Below are 22,361 nucleotides of genomic sequence, written 5' to 3'. Positions count from 1 at the left end.
ATAATCCTAAATCGACCCGCTGTCGCAGCTCGATTTTTAACGGATTTTCGATTATCGGTAGGAGCAAAAAATGGCAGTACAGTACAGTGGAGTTCGGGAAAGCAAAGAAGGGCGCGTGAACGATTTTGGCGGAAGCAGTCTTCAGGCGGCAGAAAAATTTGCGGGCAAGTGCCTTAAGAGGGCGGACAGATCTTTTGCCCAGGGCCTGCAGTGCCAGCAGATTAACAGTATGGCTTGTCTGATGAGCCTTGAAGATTCAGTTTTTATTTCGCATTCGCCTCAGGGCTGCCTTGGCTGTACGATTATGGCCGTTGATATGTACCGCGTTGGTCAGGCACACCGGGGAATCAAGCTGATTAAGAACCCTCGCATTATTGTGACTAACCTTGACCAGAAGAGCGTTGTTTTTGGTGGGGAGCAGAAATTGCGTGAGGCGGCTCAGAAGGCTATAGCCCGCTATAATCCTAAGCTGATTTTTATTTACGCTTCCTGTGCGTCTGGAATTATCGGCGACGACATCGATTCGATTGCCAGTGATTTGGGCGCTGAGTATCCTAACACGACTTTTATTCCGATTCACTGCGAAGGTTTTAAGAGTAAGGTTTGTGCCAGCGGTTTTGATGCTGCGTTTCTTTCTATTAATAAGTACATTTTGAAGAAGCAGAAGCTGCCGACAGTGCCGAATCTTGTAAATCTTTTTGCGCCTACCACCGTCAGCTTTGCCGACCAGAAGGAAATGGAGCGTATGCTTTCTTTGATTGGCGCTGAGGTAAACTACATTCCTTTTTACAGCTCGCTTGAAAAAATTAAGCGCATTCCGCAGGCGGTAGCTTCGACTTCCATCTGTAAGGTTTTTGCCGACGAGTTCATGAAGACTCTGGAAGAGGATTATGGCATTCCATATTCGCACACGGTTATGCCGATTGGAATCCGTAACACCGACAAATGGTACCGCGGAATTGCCAAGGTACTTGGTAAGGAAGCCGAGGTTGAAGAAATCATCGAGCGTGAACACAAGCGAATTGAACCGCTTGTTGCAAAAATCCGTGCCCGTCTGGAAGGAAAGCGGGTTTTCATCTGTGGTGGAACAGGACGTTCTTTTGCCGCTGCCGCACTCATCGACGATTTTGGAATGAAGCTTGTTGGTCTGGAAACTCCAACTTACGATGACGACGCTCAGGTTGATATTGAATACCTCAACGGCATTCACAAGGATTTTGTGGTTGATATTGCCAACATGCAGCCTTTTGAGCAGGTAAATCTTGTAAAGAAGCTCAAACCGGATGCCTTTATCGGCGTTCCTGACTGGGCCGCAAAGCTTGGAATCCCGACAACCCACGTTCTGGACGGAAAACGCCCGACAATGGGTTACGACGGACTTTTGTATCTGGGAAATAAGATTGCTGACCAGCTGAGCAATCCGGGCTTCAACAAAAAACTGGCTGAACACGTAAAGCTGCCTTACCGCGAGAGCTGGTATGAGCAGGACCCTTTTAAATTTATTGTTGGAGTGTAAAAAATGTCTTTTGTAACAGAAAATCCACGCGGCGGCTGTGTGCTCGCCGGCATAAATTCAGTTCTGGCAGCAATCAATCACGTCTGCCCTATCCTTCATTCAGGTCCCGGCTGCTGTATGCAGACAACCGCCGCCGAACAGGGAAACAGCGGCCACAAACACGCCTACTTTGTAAGCGGAGTTTCGCTCCCTTCCAGCAACATGCTTGAAAAAGAAGTTGTATTCGGCGGAGTGAATAAACTGCGCACCACAATTCAGGGCGCAATAGAAGTAATCAACGCAGACGCCTATTTTGTCCTCACAGGCTGTACAGCGGGAATTATCGGAGACGATATCCAGAGCGTAACAGAAGAGTTCACAGAACAGGGCCACAAAGTATATGCAATCGACACACCGGGCTTTGCAGGCGACAGCCTTCTTGGCTACGAAACAGTCTGGAACACATTTTTGGACAAGGTGATTCAGCCGCCAAGAGAGAACGTAAAAGCAAAACGCGCCCGCCCCCTCGTAAACATTTTCGGAATCGTGCCATATCACGACCCATACTGGAGCGGCACTCTGGAAGAAATCGACCGCATCCTTTCCAAACTCGGAATCGAGGTCAACACCTTCTTTACAAAGCACCAGGGAATCGACGTTGTAGAACACTGCTCCGAAGCAGACCTCAACATCATCATAAATCCATGGCTTTTCAACGGCCCGGCAAAGAAGTTTGAAAAGAAGTTCGGCGTTCCAAGCCTGCGCTTCCCATTCGTGCCGGTCGGCGCCACAGACACAAGCCGCTTCGTCCGCGAAGTAGCCGCCGCCCTCAAACTCGACACCACTTTGGTAGACAAAGTCATCGCCGAGGAAGAAGATTACGTTTACTCCTACCTTGCCCAGTCCATCGGCCAGCTCAGCTGGAAAAGATTTGCGGTGGCAGGGGACGCTTCAAGCGCAATCGGCCTTACCCGCTATCTTGCCAACGATTACTCCTTCAGCCCGGTTCTCGTAGTAATCACAGAAACAATCTACCGCCCCGAAGACAAAGAGCGCATCATCCAGAACATCAGCCAGCTTGAGTACGCCGCAGCACCAAAAATCGTCTTCGCCAGCGACCAGTGGGAAATCAACCAGGCCATCCTCAACGAGCCCGAAGACATCAGCCTTCTGGTAGGAAGCACCAACGAAAAGGAAATCGGCCTCGAAAAGCAGATCCAGTTCCTCAACGCCACCTTCCCCCTCAACGACCGCTTAGTCTTCAACCGCACCTACGCCGGCTACCGCGGCAGCCTCACCTTCACCGAAGACCTCTACGATAATCTGTAGTCCAGGGCGTTCCCCGTCGCTTCGCGACGGGTCGGGCTTTCCGGGGTTCCGCTTTCGCTTCATTGCTCCACTACGTTCCGCAACGGCTTCGCCGCCCCTCCAATCCCTAACGTGCCGATAATCGAAGATGCCGCAAGTTTTGCAGGCAAAAGCACATTTTTAATTCTTCTTTCATTTTTTAAGATTGCAGGCGGGCAAGTTTCCAGCTTACAAGTATCATCATAAGAATATGTATTTTTCGTATAAGTCGTTATATAATTTTAATATCGTGAATTTTCTTTGATATCTTATACCGCCAATTTTTCTCAGTATAAGATTTTTATGAAGAATATACATAAATCTTGTTATGTGGACGCCCGCACTGGGGCGCTTGTTTTTGAAAAATATAAATTATAGAATCTGTTTTAGGAAAAACTATGGCAGACTTAAAATCCTGGAATTTATGGCACGGTTGTAAAAAATATAGCGAAGGTTGTGAAAATTGCTATATGTATGCCCTTGATAGAATCAGAAATGTTCCAGAACGTTCATCCGAAATTGTCCTCACAAAAAGCATCAATAAGCCATTAGAAAAAAATCGTAAACATGAATTTAAAATACCTTCTGGATATTGTCTACGGGTAAATATGACAAGCGACACCTTTCTTGAAGAAGCGGATGAATGGCGTAATGAAATGTGGCAGATAATAAAACAACGTCCTGATGTCAGGTTTTATTTTCTGACAAAAAGAGTTCCTCGAATTGAAAAATGTCTACCGTCGGATTGGAATGATGGCTGGGAAAATGTAGAGCTGAATATAACATGTGAAAATCAACGAGCATTTGATGAACGCTGGCCAATTTTTGAAAAAATCCCTGCAAAACACAAAGGAATGAATCTTGCCCCGCTAATTGGTCCGATTGATATAACACCAGCAATTTCAAGCGGACAAATTGAAACAGTCTGTTTGGGTGGTGAAAGTTTTGGTGGTCGAAGACCGTGCCATTACGAATGGATAAAAAAGATTAGCGATGATTGCGAAAAATATAAGGTAAATTTTATTTTCAATTCAACGGGAACTGTTTTCGTGAAAGACGGCAAAACCTATAATCTTGAGATGAAAGATTTGCAGGCAACACAGGCTTATAAATCAGGGTTGTCAAAATTCTTTGTGCTTCCAGAATATAAACTTTATTCCCCTTATGATGGGCATCTTCTTTCTGAAAATGAATTAATGAGAAAAGTTTATAATGCCGAAAGATGTTTGCAATGTACAAATTTTGAAATATGTATCGGTTGTGTAGATTGCGGTTCATGCAAAAATATAAAGTTTGTCACTCATGACGAGCTAATAAAATTGAGACAAGAAAAAGGACTGGTAAAATAGTAAGGAATATTTTCGTATAACAAAGGTTCGTAGCCGATAGTGGGACAACCAGTTGCTATGCTTCCACCCCGCGTTAGGCTATGGAGCACCTGCGGAGCAGTCCTGAGCGGAGCGAAGGATGAGCCGAATAGGCGAAGTGCGGAACAGCCGACGGCACGAAGTGCCGGAACGCCCGTATTAGAGTATTTATATATCACATGACTAAAACAGAAATTGAAAAATATTTTACTACAGAAACAAGAGAGTTTAATCCAGTAGTTTTTGCACACCTTTTTACAAAGGTTAGAACTATTGGATTTTCAACAAACTCACTCTCTAATAAAGAATTTCTTCAGTATCGGGAATTGCTGATAATTGAATTAAATTATTATGACAAAGCAATTGCTCTAGATTTTGCAAGAGTTCTTTCAAATCAAAGCCTGCAAACTTATTCAAAAGAATTTTATAATCTGGTTTATATAATGTTTTCACATTTTGTGGAGATTTATAATAATTTACATCAATACAAAGAAGCCACCATTAATACCAATATCAGAATTGCCAAAACTTATCTGGAAGAAGCACAAAAAAAACTTAACGATACAGAACTAAAAAAAGCTCTTCAAAATATCTATGATTTTCTAAAGTTAGTTTATGATGAATATAAGGAAGAGTTAAAGGCTACTTCGCTTTTATAGCTTGCTACAAAGTAAATTGATAAATCTGATTATTTTGTATTTGTGCCAACAACGTTTTATAAAGAGATGTATCATCTATCTTTGTTATAGTCGTAATTTTTCTTCCACCGTCTTTTGATGAGGAACCGCAGTGATATATTTTCTCATCAGATGTGTTATAATCTAAAATGATATATCTGTCGTGAAAAATATTATTTGCTTTCTTTATGGCGATTTTCAAGCCCGAATATTCCTTACAAAAATCATCGAATTCAAGTTTGTGAAGCCCATTATTTGTGTTATCAGTAAATATTGTAACTGAAACGTTTTGTTTTGCATGCTTAAAAAGAACAAGTGTTTTTAGAGAAATATAATTATCAATAATTGCAATACTTTTATTTGCCAGCGTATAAATCTGCTGATAAGCTAAATCGTTTTCTACCGGCTGCCCGTTTAAGATTAACCATCCAGGAGGAATTTCCGGCTTTCCAAGATTTAACATAATAGGTGAAAGTTCAGATTTTCTTACCATGTCGCCAAGATTGCTTACAACATTTTCAACCTTATCGTCTATTTCTGTGAGTTTCTGCCGGAATTCAACAATATTTTGCGCATTTTCAGCAGTTTGGAGAGAAAGCCGCAAAAAATCTCGGTGATTCAGCACTTCCTGATTTTCTATTACATAATCTTTCATCTTCTTAAACAAGCGGACAAGAGCTTTACTTTGCTTTGTAGCAAGTTCACCTTTTAGAACAGTCATAAGCATGTAGACACCTTGTTCGGTGAAAGCGTAAGGTGCATATTTTATATTACTTCCACGCCCTCCTTTTACTTCACTTTTCAAGGTCGAATTTTTCGACCTTGAAAAAATATTTTCCTGTTTCACATTTGAGGTCGAAATTTTCGACCTCAAAAAGTCATTGTTCAAGGTCAAAAATTTTGACCTTGAAAGTTCCTTAACTTCATCATTTGTTAATTGAAACATCAAGTCTTCTTCATCAAATTTCTCAATATTATTTTTTACCTGTTCATTTAATCGCTTTGTCGTATATCCATATATCTCAGCCAAATCCGAATCTAGCATAACCTGAACTCCGCGAATAACATAAATCTTATCTTTTAATTGCGCTTCTCCTAAAAGCAATTCACTTTGATCTTCCATAAATAGAACCTCACTCTTTAATAAATCCAAGATTTTCTACATAATTTTGCCATGCAGAATAAATTTCACATTAATTATGAAGAAATTGACTCTTACATCAAAACTGAATTCCACTATAAAATTCACGACACCCCACTTGAAATCAAAAGTCCGACACCAAATTACAGTTCCATCAATGACTTCATACAGCAATCTGACGATATTCTGCAAGATAATATCCGCAAAATGATTCTCGCCAAACAACTGGACGAAGTCGAAGTTTACAAAAAAGCCGACATAGACCGTAAACTCTTTTCCAAAATCCGAACCCAACCAGATTATCATCCGAACAAAAATACATTGCTCAAACTCTGTCTTGCTATGAATCTGAATACAGATGAAACAGAGAATCTGCTAAAATCTGCAGGATATTCTCTTTCAAGAAGTTTGCGTTCAGACTTAATCTTACGCTATTGTTTTGGACATCGTATTTTTGACGTAATAACCGTTAATCAGATTCTTGATCATTATGGAGAAAAAATCATTTAGTTTTTTCCTCCTTAAATTTATAAAAGCATACATCTTTCAAAACAAAATATGGTCGCTTTCAAAGCGACAAATAGAAAATTCCCTACTTACCTCTTACCTATTGACACACTAGGTTATTACTTATTATTATCCTAGTAATTCAATAGGTAATAACACCGCGGGCCCTAAACACCCCGCTTACACAGGAGGCCTTATGACAATCACAAAAACAAAAGTCTTGGCAGGAGCTCTCACCGCCCTCGCCCTCTCAGCATCACTTTTCTTCACCTCATGCGGCGGCGAAAAGAAAAACGCTGACTTCACATTTAAAATCGGAACCGCAAACTCAGGACTTTGCGCAGCACCACTTCACGTGGCTATCGACAAAGGCATTTTTAAGGAAGAGTTCGAAAAAGCCGGCCTTAAATTCGAAGTAATCGAAATTGACCTCATGCAGGCCACATCCCTGGTAGTCGCAAAAAAAATCGACGCAACCTTCGGACTTGCAGGCAGCCTGCTCCCACAGCTGGACAACGGCCTTGAAGTAAGCTTCCTCACAGGCGTTCACACAGGATGTACAAAATTCTACGTCCGCGCCGACTCCCCATATTACACAGCCGCCGACCTCAGAGGAAAAACAGTCGGACTCTGCGGCGTACAGGATTCTTCAACCATCGTATGGCAGCGAAAGTTCCACGACCTTGGCTACAAAGCCTACGGCCCTGAAGCAGAATTCAAAATGGCAATCTACGGCCTTACCGACCTCCCGATTGCCCTGGAAAACGGCGCCGTTGAAGTAGTCGGCCTGCACGACCCGGTCGGCTACCTTGCAGAAAAACAGTACGGCTTCCGCAACATCCTCGACACCACAACAGACAACATCTTCAGCCAGGAATACTGCTGTATGACCTTCGTTTCAAGCGAAACCGCCCAGAAATATCCCGAGCACACAAAAGCTTTCGTCCGCGCCATGCTGAAAGCGTCAGCCTTCACCCAGGCCGAACCATACGAAACTGCCCGCCTCCAGATAGAAAACAAACACATCAGCGGCGACCTTGACCAGAATGCCGAAATGCTCAAAACCTATAACTACACCCCAGCCGTCGGCCTCGCCTACCAGACCCTCTTCAACGCCATCGACCAGGTTGTCGACATGGGCATCATGCAGAACGTTTCCGACAAAAAAGCCTTCGTTGATTCCCACTTTGTCCGCTTCGACGACGTCCCAGATTCCTACGTTTACAACTCCGACGGCACCTACACCGAAACAAAAGTTACTAAGCTAAGCCAGAATCTTTAACCTAAGGGCGTTCCCCGCCGCTTCGCGGCGGGGCGGGCTATCCGCGGTTCCGCCTCTCGGCTCCATTCCTTCGGAACAGCCCTGTCGGGCTGCCGCTACTATCCCTAACGCATTTTTTCACCTTTATTTATCTCATTTATAGCCTTATAATTACCTTTGATGACAAAAATGCTAAAAACCGACTATTCACAAGTTTCAAAGGTTTACGACAAAAATAAATCAAGACTCTCATTTCCTGTAGACAAGGACCTGGAAGAATTACTTTCCCGGAAAGAAGAAGTTACAGTCTTAGATTTAGCCTGTGGAAGCGGAAACTGGCTGTTCTGCCAGCAAAGCTATTTTAAGGACACAAAAATCAAATGGATAGGCGCAGATGCTTCTTCTGATATGCTCAAACTTGCCAGAGATAAAAACCTCAAAGCTGAATTTATACATTCAAAAACAGAAGATTTGAATTTAAAGTCCAAAGTTGATTTGATTGTCTGCAATTTTGCTTTTCATCATTTTGAAAATAAAAGCGCTGCGTTAGAAAAAATATTTTCCTTTTTGAACAGTGACGGAATTTTTAAATACAGAAATGTTGAACCTGAATGCATGAAAGACTGGTGGGTTTATAAATACTGCCCGGAAAGCTGGTGTGAGGATTTGCACCGCTTCTGGCCAAAAGATTTACTCTGCCATGAATTACGTAAAGCTGGATTTTCTAAAATCAATGTAAAACGAGAATATTACGAAAGCGATAAAAATATCGAAGAGCTGTACGAAAACTACAAGCGTCGAGATATCTCTCAACTTGCAATGATAAATGACGAGGATTTTCAAAAAGGACTTAAACGAATAGAAGTTGAAATTGCCGGCGGCATAAAAGAATACAAAGAAATAATTTCATTCCTTGATTTACGTTGCCTTCATTGAAGCACCCCCTTCCCCTGTGCTAAACTAGCCTCATGAGTGTAGAAACAACAAACAAATACCTTCGTGCAAATGACGCTTACAACGAAATGTTCGACGCATTGGAAGCCCTGAACGTAGAGAAAGAACTCCAGATGCCCCTTAACGCAGCTTTAGTCACCATCAGCAACATTCTTGACTACTGGAAAGAAAACAACGACGTTCATACAAAGCCCCGCGCCTCTGCAGATGCTGAAGACACAAATGCAGCCAGCAAGACTAATTCCGGCAAAAAAGACTTCGGTGGATTCTCACTGGTAGAATAATTTTCAATCACATTCTGCTTATAACCTATTGACTAACTAGGTAATACATAATATATTTTACCTACTTAGTCACTAGGGAATAGCCACAAGACGGTATTTTCCCCACAGGCTAAAAGGAGCAGATGTGAACAAAAAACTTAAACTTTACCTTACAACATCGCTTCCGTTCTTAGCGGCAGCCCTTTCGCTGGTGCTCTATTTTGCAATCCCAGAAAGCGGAAAGCAAAAGCAGATGCCTCATCCTTACTACATCGCCTTTCTTCTTACAGCGGTAATCGCGCTGGCAGTCTGTCTTATTGCAGGCATTTTTGCAAAGGATTTTGGTGCAAAATTAAAGGGAAAACTGCCCCTCTACGCAGGACTTTTTTTCTTCCTTGCAATCCTAAACACACTGGTAAGCAAAACCAGGCTTCTTCCGGTGCTTTATTTTCCTTCACTGGACAGAGTATGCGGCCTTATCTGGACTCAGAAAGTCTTCCTGCTGAAAAATCTGGTCTTCTCACTTGGACTTTTGATTCAAGGCTTTTTGTTCGGCCTGATAACCGGATTTTTTACAGGACTTGCCTTGGGCTATAACCGCCACGTAGGCTACTGGCTCAATCCGGTCACAAAATTCTTAGGACCCGTTCCAACCACCGCCTGGATTCCTCTGGCCCTCAGCGTTTTCCCGACAACCCACAGCGCAAACGTATTCTTAATCGCCTTTGCAGTCTGGTTCCCTGTAACCCTGATGACAGCAAGCGGCATTCAGAGCGTAAACAAAACCTTTTTTGAAGTCAGCGAAACTCTGGGAGCCCGCACCTTCTTCAAAGTTTTCCGCGTAGCAGTTCCGGCAAGTCTTCCGCAGATTTTCCTTGGCCTCTTTTACGGAATCGTTTCCTCTTTCGCAACCCTCATGGCAGTCGAAATGAACGGAAACGCACAGGGAATCGGCTGGTACATCAACTGGCAGAAGTCGGTAATGATGTACGACGGCGTTTACGCAGGACTGATAATAATCGCAGTTTTGTGTTCGCTTGTTTTGACCTTGCTTTTTAAGGTGCGCGACAAAATCATGGTTTGGCAGAAGGGGGTAATCCGATGGTAAATGTTGGAAACATCAAAATAAATAACGTAAATAAAAGCTTTGACGAGGTAAAAGTCCTCAATAATTTTTCACTCAATATCGAACCAGGCAGCTTTGTTTCGCTAATTGGCCCTTCGGGCTGTGGAAAATCAACCCTTCTCCGCATCATAGGTGGACTTGAAAAATCATATCAGGGAGAAGTTCTTCTGGATGGTGAGCGCATTAAAAAAGCCGGCAGCGACCGCGGATTTGCCTTCCAGGGCTCAAATCTCTTTCCCTGGCTCACTGTTGAAGGAAACGTAGCCTTCGGACTTAAAGCCCGCAAAATCTTTAAGGAAAAGAAAAACGACGTTCAGGACATCATAAACCTGGTCGGCCTAAAAGGCTTTGAAAACTCCTACCCACACCAGATTTCCGGCGGTATGCAGCAGAGAGCAAGCCTTGCCCGGGCCCTGGTCGGCCACCCAAAAGTTCTCCTTCTGGACGAACCCCTTGGCGCCCTGGATGCCTTTACCCGCATGAACCTTCAGGACGAAATCTTGCGAATTAAAAACGAAAACAACATGACAATGCTCATGGTCACCCACGACGTAGACGAAGCCATCTACATGAGCGATAAAGTTGTAGTTATGAGCGCCCGCCCCAGCCGCGTAGAAGCCGTAATCGACATCGACCTCCCGCGCCCCCGCATCCGCGTTCAGGACACCTTCACCCTCTACCGCAACCGCATCCTGGAAGTGCTGAACTTCGGCGGCCAGCTGCACGAGGCAGAATACAATATCTAACGAGGTTTTTATGGCATTATCAATAGAATCAAAATGTTTGCATTTGGAAAATAAATCAGAAGAACGTGATGACGGAAAGCCTGCCTGTAATCACTACGGTTCAGTAAGCTTCCCCATTTATCAGACTGCAACCTACGCTCACCCGGGCGTAGGCCAGAGCACCGGCTTTGATTACAGCCGCCTGCAAAACCCAACCCGCGAGCAGGTTGAAAAAGTTGTCTGCCAGATGGAAGGGGGCATTGACGCCTTTGCTCTTTCTACCGGTATGGCAGCCATTACCCTTTTGATGGAACTTTTTGCCCCGGGCGATCACATCATTGCAGATAGTGATTTATACGGCGGTTCCATAAGACTTTTTGATAACGTTTCTTCCAAAAACGGAATCACTTTTACCCGCGTAAACTGCGCAACAGAAAATCTGGAAAAACTCATCACTCAAAAAACAAAAGCTATCTACATTGAAACGCCAACAAACCCGATGATGAACGTAACTGATATTGCCGCAACATCCGCCCTTGCAAAAAAACACGGACTTCTATTGATTGTAGACAACACCTTTATGTCTCCTTACTTCCAGAATCCGCTTGCACTGGGAGCAGACGTGGTAATTCACTCGGGAACAAAATATCTTGCAGGTCACAACGACACCCTTGCAGGTTTTATTGTAACAAACAGAAGTGACATTCAGGAAAAACTCCGCTTTTTGATAAAAACAACTGGCGCAGGCCTTTCTCCTTTTGACAGCTGGCTGGTTCTCCGCGGCATTAAAACTCTTGCAGTCCGCATGGAAAGAGCCCAGGAAAATGCTGCAAAAATTGCCCACTGGCTCAAAACTCAAAAAGCCGTTACCCGCGTAATCTACCCGGGACTTACAGACCACCCGGGGCACGCAATTATGAAAAAGCAGGCCCGCGGCTTTGGTGCTATGCTGACTTTCCAGCTTGAAAGCACAGAAAAAGCCCTTAGCATTCTTGAACGTGTAAAGCTGATTCAGTATGCAGAAAGCCTTGGCGGTGTGGAAACCCTTATCACCTACCCTACAACTCAGACCCACGCCGATGTACCGGAAGAAATCCGCCTTAAAAACGGCATTACTCCGGAAACACTGCGTCTTTCTGTGGGCATTGAAAATGCTGATGATTTAATAAAAGATCTGGAGCAGGCACTAGCCTAGAAGGAGGGGGATTTAATCCCCCTTTTTTTTTGATAAGCAAGTTTAATAATCAATTACAATCTGCTGATTACAGTCTTTTAAAGCAGACTTATCATGACTCACAAAGATTACAGTTTTGCCCTGATCGGCAAGTTTCTTAAAGATTGCAACAATCTGCTCTGTGCGTTCAGAATCAACCGATTCTGTAGCTTCATCTGCAAGAATAAGCTGAGGGTCATTCATGAGGGCACGGGCTATCAAAACCCGGTGATTTTCGCCACCGGAAAGTTCGCGGGGAAAGCTATTTGCAAGATGAGCAATTCCAAGGCTTTCTAAAAGCGCCAGTGCCCGCTCAGAAGGAGCCTGTCCAGCTTTTCCGCCCCCAAGGTAAACCGGCAGTCTTACGTTATCCAGCACAGTAAGATTTTCCAGAAAACTCTGTTCCTGAGAAATAAATCCTATGTTTTTATTTCGGAAGGCACACAAGTCTTTATCATTCAGAGCAAGAATATTTTTTCCATCAATTAAAATCTCTCCGCTATCTGCCTTCTGTAAGCCCGCAATCAAAGAAAGCAGAGTAGATTTTCCCGCACCGGATTTTCCGCTCACACCAAGAAAAATGCCCTCTTTTACAGTCAGGCTAAAATCCTTAAGCACGGTAATTTTTCCGCGTGGAGTAGCAAATTCTTTTGTAAGTTTTTTAATTTCAATCATTTTACTTCTCCGAAAGGCTCAAATTTAGAAATACGCACTGCACTGAATATAGAAGAAAGCAGGCAGGCCGCAAGTGAAAGCGCAAAAACAATAAGGGCAAAAATCACAAGTTGAACACTTCCACTCATTGCAAAGGGCAGTCCAATTTTGTCTGAAATCAGAACATTAAAAGGAAGAATAATCAAAAGAGAAAGAAAGCTTCCTGTTACAGCGCCTCCGCTTCCCAATAGCGCCGCTTCTGTAAAAACAATTCCCCGCAAAGTTGAATGACTTGCCCCAAGCACGCGCAGAATCGAAAATTCCTTAAGACGCTCGTTTATCGAAAGCGAAAAGACAACAGAAAGAGTCATAAAAGAAATTACCAGAACCAGAATGCAGATTGCATACAAAAAAACAAGGATTGCAGAAAGCTTCTTCATCAAACCGGAAACTAATTTTTCGCCCTGAATAATCTGGACTTTCTGATCAGAATTTTCTTCAATCGCCCGCCGGATTTTCAAAGCAGAACTGTCGGCATTTGCGCCATCATAAAGCTTTACAAAAACCACGCTGGCCTTAGACCGGATATCATCACCAGTAAAAAAGCCGAAGCCCTTTTGCTTTGCATCAAAATAGATTTTTTCAAGCGTATCAAGATCGGCATAAATCACGTTGTCCATACCCGAACCGCTCTTAGCAAGCTTTGCCAGAACTTTATGATGCTGACCAAAAAAGCGCACACTTTTCTTTTCTATATTTACATTACAGCCAGCAAATAAAACTTCGCCCACAGCCTCTTTGTTAAAGCGGTTTTTAGCCCAGTTTTTTACAATAAAATCAGACTGGGGATTAAAACCGATTATCTGAACAGGAAAATCACAGCAGCTTTCTGTAAGGGTTGCAAGGTAAATCTGACTGGTCGTGGTCTGAACGCCCTCTACCGCTCTAACAATTTCTTCTATATTATTATCCATGTAGAAGTAATTAGGAGTTCCGTAAAGCAGAAGGCTTTCCATTTTCTGTTCGGAACCTTCGGGCACAATCATAAGGTCGGCCCCAAGCCGTGACTGAATCCCTGTGATTCCGCTTTTAAGGCTTGAGGTAAAGATAAGAGAGCCAAGAAGAACGGCAGATGTTAGCGCAATCACAATTAAGAGCGCAGCCGTCCTGAAAGGCTTTTTTTTAAGATTTGAAACTGCAAGATATGATGAGTTTATCGCTTTTTCCATATAGAAAGACTCTGCGCAAGGGCTGAAACTAAAATCAAAATTGCAAATACAATTAAAGTCGGTTTTGTTACCGCATGGCAGTGCATTTTTTTCATTCCGCAAACGCCGATTAAAACAGTCGGTGTAAGTAAAACGCCAAGGGCATTAATAAGGATTCCAAAGTTCAAGCCCAGCTGGAAATTTGCATCAGAAGAAAGGAACTTAAGCAAGCCAAGTACAGCAATTGAAAGGCCAAGGAAAACTTCTACTCTGGCAGTCCAGTGACACTTCATTATTTTTTCGCCCACTTCGCAGACATGAGCAAAAGAATAAGGAGCAGCGGCAACAAGAGCACCGAGCACAAGGAAAATTACAGCAAATACAAAGTTTAGTTTTTTCATAAGACTACCCTCGAATAAAAAAATGTTAATTACCTATTGACTTAGTAGGTAACTTAAGATAACCTATTATTGTCTACTAAGTCAATAGGTAATTAGAGGAAATATAACACTGCGAGCTCTGATCGGCTCGCTTACACAGGAGGTCGCTATGGGATTCAAATTCGACAAGATAACAGACAGACACAACACATTTTCTATTAAACTCGACCTTGCCGAAAAACGCGGTAAGCCAACAGATGCAATTCCCCTCTGGGTTGCCGATATGGACTTTCCTACAGCCCCCTGCATCCAGAAGGCACTGACAGAAAGGGCCCGGCACGGAATCTTTGGCTACAGCCGTCCAGACAGCCGTTACTATGACGCAGTAAAAAAATGGTTTCAGACAAGGCACAACTTTACCGTAAACGAGCATGAAATCATAAACACACCGGGCGTTGTATTTGCCATTGCCTGTGCAATCCGCGCTTTTACAAAAGAAGGTGACAGTGTTTTGATTCAAAAGCCTGTTTACTATCCTTTTTTCAATATTATTCAGGCTCAGAACCGAAAAGTTGTAAATAATCCTCTTGTATTCAGAAAGGGTCATTATGAAATCGACTTTGATGATTTTGAGCACAAAATAATAGAAGAAAAGGTAAAACTTTTTGTGCTTTGTTCACCACATAATCCGGGCGGACGAGTCTGGAGCCGGGAAGAACTTTTAAAAATCAGCGAAATCTGTCTTAAACACGAGGTTCTTGTCATTAGTGATGAAATCCACTCGGACATCACTTTTGGCGGCAACAATCACACAGTTTATGCAAAGCTTTCTGAGACTGCTGAGCAGAATTCGATTATATGCACTTCGCCAAGTAAGACCTTTAATCTTGCGGGACTGCAGTTCAGTAACATCATAATTAAAAATCCAAAAATCCGGGCAGAATTCCAGAAGGAATATGACCGCACGGGTTACGACGAGCCTAGCCTTATGGGAATTATTGCAGCAACAGCGGCTTACGAAAAAGGCGGTAAATGGTTTGACGCCGCCAAAGAATATATCTGGCAGAACATTCTGTTTACAGAAGAGTTTATTAAAGAGCACTGTCCAAAAATCAAAGTGCATAAGCCGGAAGGTACCTACCTTGTCTGGCTGGACTTCAACGAGTTTAAGGAACTTACTGATAAGCAGATTTCAAAAAAAGTTCTTATTGATGCAAAAGTCTGGCTAGATCGGGGCGAAATGTTCGGGCAGGAAGGAGAGAAATTCCAGCGCATTAACGTTGCAACACCACGCAGGATTTTACAAGAGGCACTGGAAAGAATTTGTAAGGAGTTCAACTATGTATAAAATTTCAACACGCGGGCAGTACGCGCTTTTAATCATGGAGGATCTGGCAGGAGCAGATGCAGATAAATATGTTCCGCTGAAGCTGCTTTCGCACAGAAGAAATCTTTCTGTAAAATACCTGGAACAGATTTTAATCCAGCTGGGAAAAGCTGGTCTTGTTACAGGAATCAGAGGCAGCAATGGCGGCTACAAACTTGCAAAAGCACCTTCTGAATATACAGCAGGAGATATTCTTCGCGCCATGGAAGGAGATATTTCTCCACTAGGAAATCCAACAGAAGAAAACAATACTTTGATTTCTGAAGGCAACAAGGAATTCTGGCAATCCTTTAAGAAAACCGTAAACGATTTTGTAGACTCTGTCACTCTTGAGAAAATTGAGCAGGCTTCAAATCAGTTTGTCGGCTATGAATATAACATCTAACTGCTGACTTACTGATAATTTGCGAAAATCCGCTTGTAAGTGTAAAATGTAAAAACAGCGAAAATTTTCAGGCGCTGTCCGGAGATTACTTTGCAGCAAAAACTGGCTCTTACAATTGGCATTCTTGCAGGCGGAAAAAGCAGCCGCATGGGAAGTGATAAGGCAAAACTTCTCTACGAGGGCATTCCATTTGTTAAAAAAATTATAGAAGAGCTAAGCGGCTTTGACCAGATTATTTTATCTACTGCATATGAATCGCAAAATGATGAAATTAAGCTTCCCGGAGTAATAAACGTCCAGGATTCAATTCCTGATTGCGGCCCGATTGAAGGAATAAGGCAGGTTCTTAAAGCAAGCCGCAATGATTTTGTATTTTTCTGCGCAACAGACATGCCCCTCCTTTCAAAAAAGGTTCCCGAGTATATTTCCAACTTTATTTCATCTGATTATGACTGCTATGTTTTAACTTACAGTGAACGTCCCCAACCCCTTTGCGCAATCTACTCAAAAAAAATGCTTCCGATAATTGAAGAAAATATCAAAAAGAAGGATTTCAAGCTTTCTCATATTTTTGATTCTGCACGGACAAAGTATATCCCCATTGAACTTTCAGCGCTGAAGACTGAGACAATAATTAACATAAACACAAAAGAAGAATATCAGAAGCTTGGTAAGCCCTTGATTTTCTGCGTAAGCGGACTTAAAAATAGCGGGAAAACCCGGATGGTTCTGCTTTTGATTTCTGAGTTTAAAGAGCGGGGCTTTTCGGTTGGAGTTATAAAACACGACGGGCACGACTGCTTTTCTGATCTACCGGGATCTGACACTGCAAACTTTACTGCAAGGGGGGCGGACTGCACTGCAATTTTTTCGGACAGAAGATATGCCTTTAATGCAAATCAAAGTGTGAATGAAGAAAAATTAATTGAAGAAATGTGCTCACTTCCCTCCCATCCTGATGTAATCATTCTTGAAGGCTTCAAAAATTCCGATTACCCAAAGATTGAAGTCATGAGAAAATCCATTTCGACCAAATCTGTATGTAAAAAAGAAAGTCTTCTTTGTACAGCAGCTGATTTTGCAGAAGCACCATATGCAGAACTTCCTCATTTTTCTGCAGACCAGGCTGGGAAAATTGCGGATTACATTATTCAAAAACTCAAAAATTATGATAAAATATCATAGAGGCTGTGCAAAATGACTTACATCAAAACCGAAGATGCCGTCGGACAGGTTTTATGCCACGACATTACACAGATAATTCCGGGCGTAAAAAAAGGGCCGGTCTTCAAAAAAGGACACATAATACAAGAAGAAGATATACCAGTCCTCTTATCTGTAGGAAAGGAGCATCTTTACGTCTGGGAAAAGCACGAAGGTATTTTGCATGAAGATGATGCTGCGGCAATTCTGCGGGATATCTGCATGGGAAATTCGTCGGAAATGTCTGCAAGCCAGCCAAGTGAAGGAAAAATCGAAATCACTGCCGCTATAGACGGACTTTTGAAAATCAATTCAGAAAAACTGCTGGCCGTAAACAGCCTTGGTCAGATGATGATTGCTACAATTCATGGAAATACAGCCGTAAAAAAAGGCGACAAGCTTGCAGGAACAAGAATTATCCCCCTGGTAATTGAAGAAGAAAAAATGAAAAAAGCCAGGGAGCTTGCAGGAGACAAGCCGCTTCTTTCCATTTTGCCCTTCAAGCCCGCAAAGGTAGGAATTGTTGTTACCGGAAGTGAAATTGCAAAAGGCTTGATTGAAGACGCCTTCACACCGGTTTTAGAAAAAAAACTTTCTGAATATGATACACAAATTCTGGGCCAGCAGCTTACCGGTGATGATAAAGAAAAAATTACAAATGCCGTACTCGATTTTGCCAGAAAAGGCGCAGATATAATTTTATGCACAGGCGGTATGAGCGTTGATCCTGATGACAGAACTCCAGGCGCAATCAAAGATACCGGGGCTGAAATTATTTCCTATGGTTCGCCGGTACTTCCGGGAGCCATGTTTCTGCTTGCCTATCTAAATCATAATGAAAAAAGAATTCCTCTTATGGGACTGCCGGGTTGCGTAATGTATGCTGGACGTACGGTCTTTGATCTTGTACTTCCGCGCATTCTGACAGGTGAAGTTCTTACAGCGGCAGATCTGGCTGCTTACGGAGAAGGCGGATTATGTTTAGGCTGTAAGCCCTGTCACTACCCTAACTGCGGATTCGGAAAATAAAAATTGCAGATTTAACAAAGAGGAAGTATGAAAGAAGCAGCACAACTTACCCATATAGATGAAAAAGGAAATGCCCTGATGGTTGATGTAAGTGCAAAACAGGAAACAGAACGTTTTGCACTCGCAAAAGGCACAATTACTGTAAATGATGCAGTTATGAAGGCGATTACTGATAATTCAGTTCCAAAAGGAGATGTTCTTGCTGCTGCCCGAATTGCTGGAATTATGGCTGCAAAAAAGACGCCGGAATTAATTCCCCTCTGTCACACACTTTTACTTTCAAAAGTCGCCATTGATTTTGAACTCCATCCTGAAAAAAATCAGATTTATTCTTTCTGCTCTGTAAAACTTACAGGAAAAACAGGCGCTGAAATGGAAGCTCTTACCGGAGTAAGCGTTTCTCTTCTTACAATTTATGATATGTGTAAGGCACTTGATAAAGGCATAGAAATTTCTGACATACATCTTGAAGAAAAATCAGGCGGGAAGTCAGGACACTATATACGAACAGAGGTTACTAAAAAATAATGAAAAAAACCATTTCAGCGGCACTTTTATTCAGCTCTCTGATTTTTTCAGGCTGGAGTAAAGCTAAAAAAACTGAACTTACGATTCTTGCAGCAGCCTCCCTTACCGACGTTTGCGCAGAGCTCAAGACTGAATATGAAAAAATGAATCCCAATGTAAAACTTTTGTTTTCTTTTGGAGGTTCCGGCGCTCTTCAGGCTCAGATTGAAGCCGGTGCCCCTGCAGATTTATTCATTTCCGCCGCAACAAAACAGATGGATGCCCTTGTTCAGAAAAATCTGATGAAAGAAGAAAGCGTAAAACTTCTTTTACAGAATCAGGTTGTTCTGATTGCAGGTAAAAACAGCAGCACTTCGATTTCTTCATTTAATCAGCTTACAGACAGCCAGGTAAAAATGATTGCAATCGGCGATCCTCAAAGTGTTCCTGTTGGCCAATACACAAAAAAAATCTGTACTTTTCTTAATAACTGGGACCAAATTTCAAAAAAAGCAAATTTTGCCAGCGATGTAAGGCAGGTTCTTTTCTGGGTAGAATCAGGCTCCTGTGAATTTGGCATAGTTTACGCAACAGATGCAGCTTCTACAGAAGAAGTTCGCATTCTGACTTCTGCTCCGGAAGGCTCCTGCCCGCCGGTTCACTATCCTGTTGGAATTATAAAGGCAAGTAAACACCAAAAAGAAGCCCAGGCTTTTGAAAACTTTTTGTCTTCAGATAAGGCGCGAATAATCTTTGAAAAAGCAGGCTTTGTTCTGCTAAAAAATTAGGTTCTGCCATGGATTTTTCACCGCTTTTGATTTCCTGCAAAATAGCTTTCTCTTCCACACTGATTACCTTTGTACTAGGGATTTTTGCGGCCTGGAGTGTAGGAAGGTCAAAACGCGCACGTCCTATTCTTGATGCCCTTCTTTCTCTTCCCCTGGTACTTCCGCCAACGGTTGTGGGCTTTTTTCTTCTGATGCTCTTCAGCCGTAACGCGGGCTTTGGAAATTTTCTCTCTGCAATAGGAATAAATCCTATTTTTACCTGGGGCGGCGGAGTTTTTGCAGCGACAGTCGTTTCTTTTCCGGTAATGTACAGAACTACCCGGGGAGCCTTTTCTCAGATTAATTCCGAAATTCTTTCTGCGGCAAGAACACTAGGCATGAGCGAATTCAACATTTTTACAAAAATCATGATTCCTGTTTCTCTTCCGGGAATTGCCGCAGCCACAATTCTTTCTTTTGCCCGTGCGCTCGGGGAATTCGGTGCCACAATCATGGTTGCCGGAAATCTTCCCGGAAAAACCCAGACAATGGCAGTTGCAATTTACACCGCAATGCAAGGCGGAAACAAAACGCTTGCCTTCAAATGGGTTTTAATCATATTTGCCCTTTCTGCAATTATTCTTTTATTGATGAATATAATAACTGAGCGTTTTTCTAAGAGGAGGACAGCATGAGTCTTACTGTTAAAATTGAAAAACGGCTTGGAAGTTTTTTATTGAAGGCTGATTTTGAAAGCGACAATCAGACTCTGGCAATCCTTGGTCAGTCAGGGGCAGGAAAATCTCTTCTGTTAAAATGTATTGCCGGAATTGAAAGTCCTGATAAGGGGAAAATTATCCTTAATGACCGCGTTTTGTTTGATTCGGAAAAGAAAATCAATCTTCCTCCTCAAAAAAGACAGGTCGGTTACCTCTTCCAAAATTATGCCCTCTTCCCAAACATGACGGTTTATCAAAACATAAGCGGGACTGCAAAAAATAAGGATAATGTGCAAAACTTAATCAGCCGCTTCGGACTTTTGGGAAAAGAAAAGGATTATCCCGCAAAACTTTCGGGCGGTGAACAGCAGAGAGTTGCCCTTTCCCGCCTGCTTGCCTCTGAACCGGAAGTATTTCTTTTTGATGAGCCTTTTTCTGCTCTGGACTCTAACCGTAAGTCTGAACTTGAACGCCTTATTTTAGACCTGCTTGAAGAAAAAAAATGTCCTTCAATTCTGGTCACCCACGACAGAAACGAAGCTTTCAGAATGGCAAAAAAAATTGCCCTTTTTGCAGAAAAAGGAATACTTTCTGCCCCTGTGGAAAAACATGATTTTTTTGAAAATCCAGCGACTGTTGGAGCAGCACGTCTTTCGGGATGTAAAAATATCACCCGGCTTGAATGGCTTGATGAAAAAACTGCCTTTGCTACAGACTGGGGAATAAAACTGAATTTTGAAAAAACAGCTTCTGGTAAAAGTGCTCTTTCCCACGCCCCTTACGCAGGCTTCCGTGCCCACTACCTTGAAGAATGCAGTTCGGCAGATGCAGAAAAAGAAAACGTATTTACCTGCCGCATTAAACGCGTAATAGAAGACGCTTTTTCCTTCACTGTTTACTTTGAACAGGAAACCTCAGGGCAGCAAAACCTTCAGGCTGATGCTGTCCCCCTCCTTCACTGGGAAGTTTCAAAATCAGTCTGGAAAAAAATTGAAGCAGACCTCCAGAGTAAAAAACTGTATGTCAGAATACCGCAGGATAAACTCATGCTTCTGGAGCCCTGAAATGCAGACTTTGACCGACAGCTTTGGCCGCACAATTGATTACCTTAGAATCTCGCTCACAGACAAATGCAACCTGCGCTGCCGTTATTGCATGCCGCCACAGGGAATCAATCATATTCCTCACCAGGAAATCTTGTCTTTCGAAGAAATCGTTCTGCTTGTTCGCGTGCTCGCAGGACTTGGCTTGAAAAAAATCCGTCTGACCGGAGGGGAGCCTCTTGTCCGCCGCGATATTGTGAATCTTATCAAATTGCTGAAGGACATTCCCGGCATAGAAGAAATCTGTCTTACAACAAACGGCCTTTTATTTTCAGACATGGCAAGCGACCTCAAAGCTGCAGGACTTAGCCGTGTAAACATCAGTCTGGACACCCTGAATGACGACACTTTTTTTGAAATTACCGAAAGCCGCGGCGTAGAAAAGGTTATGCAAAGTATTCAGACAGCCCTCGCTCTTGACTTTCCTGTAAAAATCAACTGCGTTCCTACCGAATACAACGCCGGCGAACTCACAGAAATCGCCCTGCTTGCAAAAGACAATCCCATTGACATCCGCTTTATTGAACTTATGCCAATCGGCTGTGCAAACGGCATGAAAGGATTAAAATCTGATGTAATTCTTTCTGAGCTGGAATCTCGTTTCGGAAAAGCAAGCCACCTTACAGCGCCACTTCACGCGCCCGAAAGCCTTTTCCATTTTGCAAACTTTGCCGGAAACATAGGTTTTATTTCCCCGCTTTCTCACGCCTTCTGTTCTGACTGCAACAGAATCCGCCTTACTGCCAGCGGACTTTTAAAATTCTGTCTCTGTTACGACGATTCGCTGGACGTTAAGAAAATATTGCGCTCCGGGGAAAGCGGCACTAAACTTGAAGATATACTTAAAACTGAAATTCAAAAGGCTATTAAAGAAAAGCCTGAAAAACACATTTTTAATCAGCAGGGATTAAAGTCCCATATGATGACTGAAATTGGAGGATGA

At 42.8% G+C, this 22,361-nt stretch carries 24 protein-coding genes; 20 read left to right on the top strand and 4 right to left on the bottom strand.

What is annotated here, in order from left to right; genetic code table 11:
• Nucleotides 1-70: 70 nt before the first annotated feature.
• The 4 genes from MSI_RS03115 to MSI_RS03100 all read left to right on the top strand — a co-directional run bounded on the left by MSI_RS03115 (nt 71) and on the right by MSI_RS03100 (nt 4,868).
• The gene (locus MSI_RS03115) at nt 71-1,516 is read left to right on the top strand and encodes a nitrogenase component 1 (protein ID WP_009103615.1); all 1,446 of its coding nucleotides are present in this window, start codon (nt 71-73) and stop codon (nt 1,514-1,516) included.
• A 3-nt stretch (nt 1,517-1,519) separates the two neighbouring features.
• Nucleotides 1,520-2,824, top strand: a complete 1,305-nt coding sequence (locus tag MSI_RS03110) for a nitrogenase component 1 (protein ID WP_009103612.1) — start codon at nt 1,520-1,522, stop codon at nt 2,822-2,824.
• Between the two features lie 416 nt (nt 2,825-3,240).
• A complete protein-coding gene (locus tag MSI_RS03105) occupies nt 3,241-4,191 on the top strand; it encodes a DUF5131 family protein (RefSeq protein ID WP_009103610.1) in 951 nt (316 codons plus the stop codon).
• Between the two features lie 197 nt (nt 4,192-4,388).
• The gene (locus MSI_RS03100; protein WP_009103608.1) at nt 4,389-4,868 is read left to right on the top strand and encodes a hypothetical protein; all 480 of its coding nucleotides are present in this window, start codon (nt 4,389-4,391) and stop codon (nt 4,866-4,868) included.
• A 4-nt stretch (nt 4,869-4,872) separates the two neighbouring features.
• Here the strand turns inward: MSI_RS03100 and MSI_RS03095 are convergent, their stop codons facing one another.
• Nucleotides 4,873-6,009, bottom strand: coding sequence for an ORF6N domain-containing protein (locus MSI_RS03095; RefSeq protein ID WP_009103606.1), 1,137 nt, complete (start codon nt 6,007-6,009; stop codon nt 4,873-4,875).
• 51 nt (nt 6,010-6,060) lie between these two features.
• On the opposite strand from MSI_RS03095, the gene MSI_RS03090 reads away from it, so the two are divergent.
• From MSI_RS03090 to MSI_RS03060, 7 genes are all read left to right on the top strand, one after another.
• The gene (locus MSI_RS03090) at nt 6,061-6,537 is read left to right on the top strand and encodes a hypothetical protein (RefSeq protein WP_009103604.1); all 477 of its coding nucleotides are present in this window, start codon (nt 6,061-6,063) and stop codon (nt 6,535-6,537) included.
• Nucleotides 6,538-6,730: 193 nt separating this feature from the next.
• On the top strand, nt 6,731-7,816 hold the full coding sequence (locus MSI_RS03085) for an ABC transporter substrate-binding protein (protein WP_009103603.1): 1,086 nt from the start codon (nt 6,731-6,733) through the stop codon (nt 7,814-7,816).
• 159 nt (nt 7,817-7,975) lie between these two features.
• Nucleotides 7,976-8,731, top strand: coding sequence for a class I SAM-dependent methyltransferase (locus MSI_RS03080; protein ID WP_081481348.1), 756 nt, complete (start codon nt 7,976-7,978; stop codon nt 8,729-8,731).
• Nucleotides 8,732-8,763: 32 nt separating this feature from the next.
• Complete coding sequence (locus MSI_RS03075; RefSeq protein WP_009103599.1) at nt 8,764-9,033, top strand: hypothetical protein; 270 nt, start codon at nt 8,764-8,766, stop codon at nt 9,031-9,033.
• 124 nt (nt 9,034-9,157) lie between these two features.
• Nucleotides 9,158-10,120 (top strand): ABC transporter permease, encoded by a 963-nt coding sequence (locus tag MSI_RS03070; protein WP_009103597.1) that lies wholly within the window; start codon nt 9,158-9,160, stop codon nt 10,118-10,120.
• Entirely contained in the window at nt 10,114-10,884 is a 771-nt protein-coding gene (locus tag MSI_RS03065; protein ID WP_009103596.1) for an ABC transporter ATP-binding protein, read from the top strand. The genes MSI_RS03070 and MSI_RS03065 overlap by 7 nt, the downstream gene beginning before the upstream one ends.
• Nucleotides 10,885-10,894: 10 nt before the next feature.
• On the top strand, nt 10,895-12,058 hold the full coding sequence (locus tag MSI_RS03060; protein ID WP_009103594.1) for a PLP-dependent aspartate aminotransferase family protein: 1,164 nt from the start codon (nt 10,895-10,897) through the stop codon (nt 12,056-12,058).
• Nucleotides 12,059-12,100: 42 nt separating this feature from the next.
• On the opposite strand, the gene MSI_RS03055 is transcribed toward MSI_RS03060, so the two are convergent.
• The 3 genes from MSI_RS03055 to MSI_RS03045 are packed head-to-tail and all read right to left on the bottom strand — an operon-like array spanning nt 12,101 to nt 14,339.
• Entirely contained in the window at nt 12,101-12,751 is a 651-nt protein-coding gene (locus MSI_RS03055) for an ABC transporter ATP-binding protein (protein ID WP_009103593.1), read from the bottom strand.
• Nucleotides 12,748-13,959 (bottom strand): ABC transporter permease, encoded by a 1,212-nt coding sequence (locus tag MSI_RS03050; RefSeq protein WP_009103591.1) that lies wholly within the window; start codon nt 13,957-13,959, stop codon nt 12,748-12,750. The genes MSI_RS03055 and MSI_RS03050 overlap by 4 nt, the downstream gene beginning before the upstream one ends.
• A complete protein-coding gene (locus tag MSI_RS03045) occupies nt 13,944-14,339 on the bottom strand; it encodes a DUF4418 family protein (protein WP_009103589.1) in 396 nt (131 codons plus the stop codon). Before MSI_RS03045 ends, MSI_RS03050 begins: the two co-directional genes overlap by 16 nt.
• Nucleotides 14,340-14,487: 148 nt before the next feature.
• Between MSI_RS03045 and MSI_RS03040 the strand changes: the two genes are divergently transcribed.
• From MSI_RS03040 to moaA, 9 genes are all read left to right on the top strand, one after another.
• On the top strand, nt 14,488-15,666 hold the full coding sequence (locus MSI_RS03040; RefSeq protein WP_009103587.1) for a MalY/PatB family protein: 1,179 nt from the start codon (nt 14,488-14,490) through the stop codon (nt 15,664-15,666).
• Nucleotides 15,659-16,090 carry an Rrf2 family transcriptional regulator gene (locus MSI_RS03035; protein ID WP_009103585.1) on the top strand — a complete coding sequence of 144 codons (432 nt, stop codon included), beginning with the start codon at nt 15,659-15,661 and terminating at the stop codon, nt 16,088-16,090. Before MSI_RS03040 ends, MSI_RS03035 begins: the two co-directional genes overlap by 8 nt.
• A 90-nt stretch (nt 16,091-16,180) precedes the next feature.
• Nucleotides 16,181-17,275, top strand: coding sequence for a molybdopterin-guanine dinucleotide biosynthesis protein B (gene mobB / locus MSI_RS03030; RefSeq protein ID WP_009103583.1), 1,095 nt, complete (start codon nt 16,181-16,183; stop codon nt 17,273-17,275).
• A gap of 12 nt (nt 17,276-17,287) precedes the next feature.
• Nucleotides 17,288-18,322, top strand: a complete 1,035-nt coding sequence (locus tag MSI_RS03025; RefSeq protein WP_009103581.1) for a molybdopterin-binding protein — start codon at nt 17,288-17,290, stop codon at nt 18,320-18,322.
• 27 nt (nt 18,323-18,349) lie between these two features.
• Complete coding sequence (gene moaC / locus MSI_RS03020; protein WP_009103578.1) at nt 18,350-18,850, top strand: cyclic pyranopterin monophosphate synthase MoaC; 501 nt, start codon at nt 18,350-18,352, stop codon at nt 18,848-18,850.
• Nucleotides 18,850-19,617 (top strand): molybdate ABC transporter substrate-binding protein, encoded by a 768-nt coding sequence (gene modA / locus MSI_RS03015; protein ID WP_009103577.1) that lies wholly within the window; start codon nt 18,850-18,852, stop codon nt 19,615-19,617. Before moaC ends, modA begins: the two co-directional genes overlap by 1 nt.
• A gap of 8 nt (nt 19,618-19,625) precedes the next feature.
• On the top strand, nt 19,626-20,291 hold the full coding sequence (modB, locus tag MSI_RS03010) for a molybdate ABC transporter permease subunit (RefSeq protein WP_009103575.1): 666 nt from the start codon (nt 19,626-19,628) through the stop codon (nt 20,289-20,291).
• Complete coding sequence (locus MSI_RS03005) at nt 20,288-21,379, top strand: sulfate/molybdate ABC transporter ATP-binding protein (RefSeq protein WP_009103573.1); 1,092 nt, start codon at nt 20,288-20,290, stop codon at nt 21,377-21,379. Before modB ends, MSI_RS03005 begins: the two co-directional genes overlap by 4 nt.
• A gap of 1 nt (nt 21,380) precedes the next feature.
• Nucleotides 21,381-22,361 carry a GTP 3',8-cyclase MoaA gene (gene moaA / locus MSI_RS03000; RefSeq protein WP_009103571.1) on the top strand — a complete coding sequence of 327 codons (981 nt, stop codon included), beginning with the start codon at nt 21,381-21,383 and terminating at the stop codon, nt 22,359-22,361.

This window comes from Treponema sp. JC4, assembly GCF_000260795.1.
Lineage (GTDB): Bacteria > Spirochaetota > Spirochaetia > Treponematales > Treponemataceae > Treponema_D.
The sequence above is the reverse complement of the archived record's forward strand: the minus strand, read 5'-3'. Positions and strand labels throughout refer to the sequence as shown.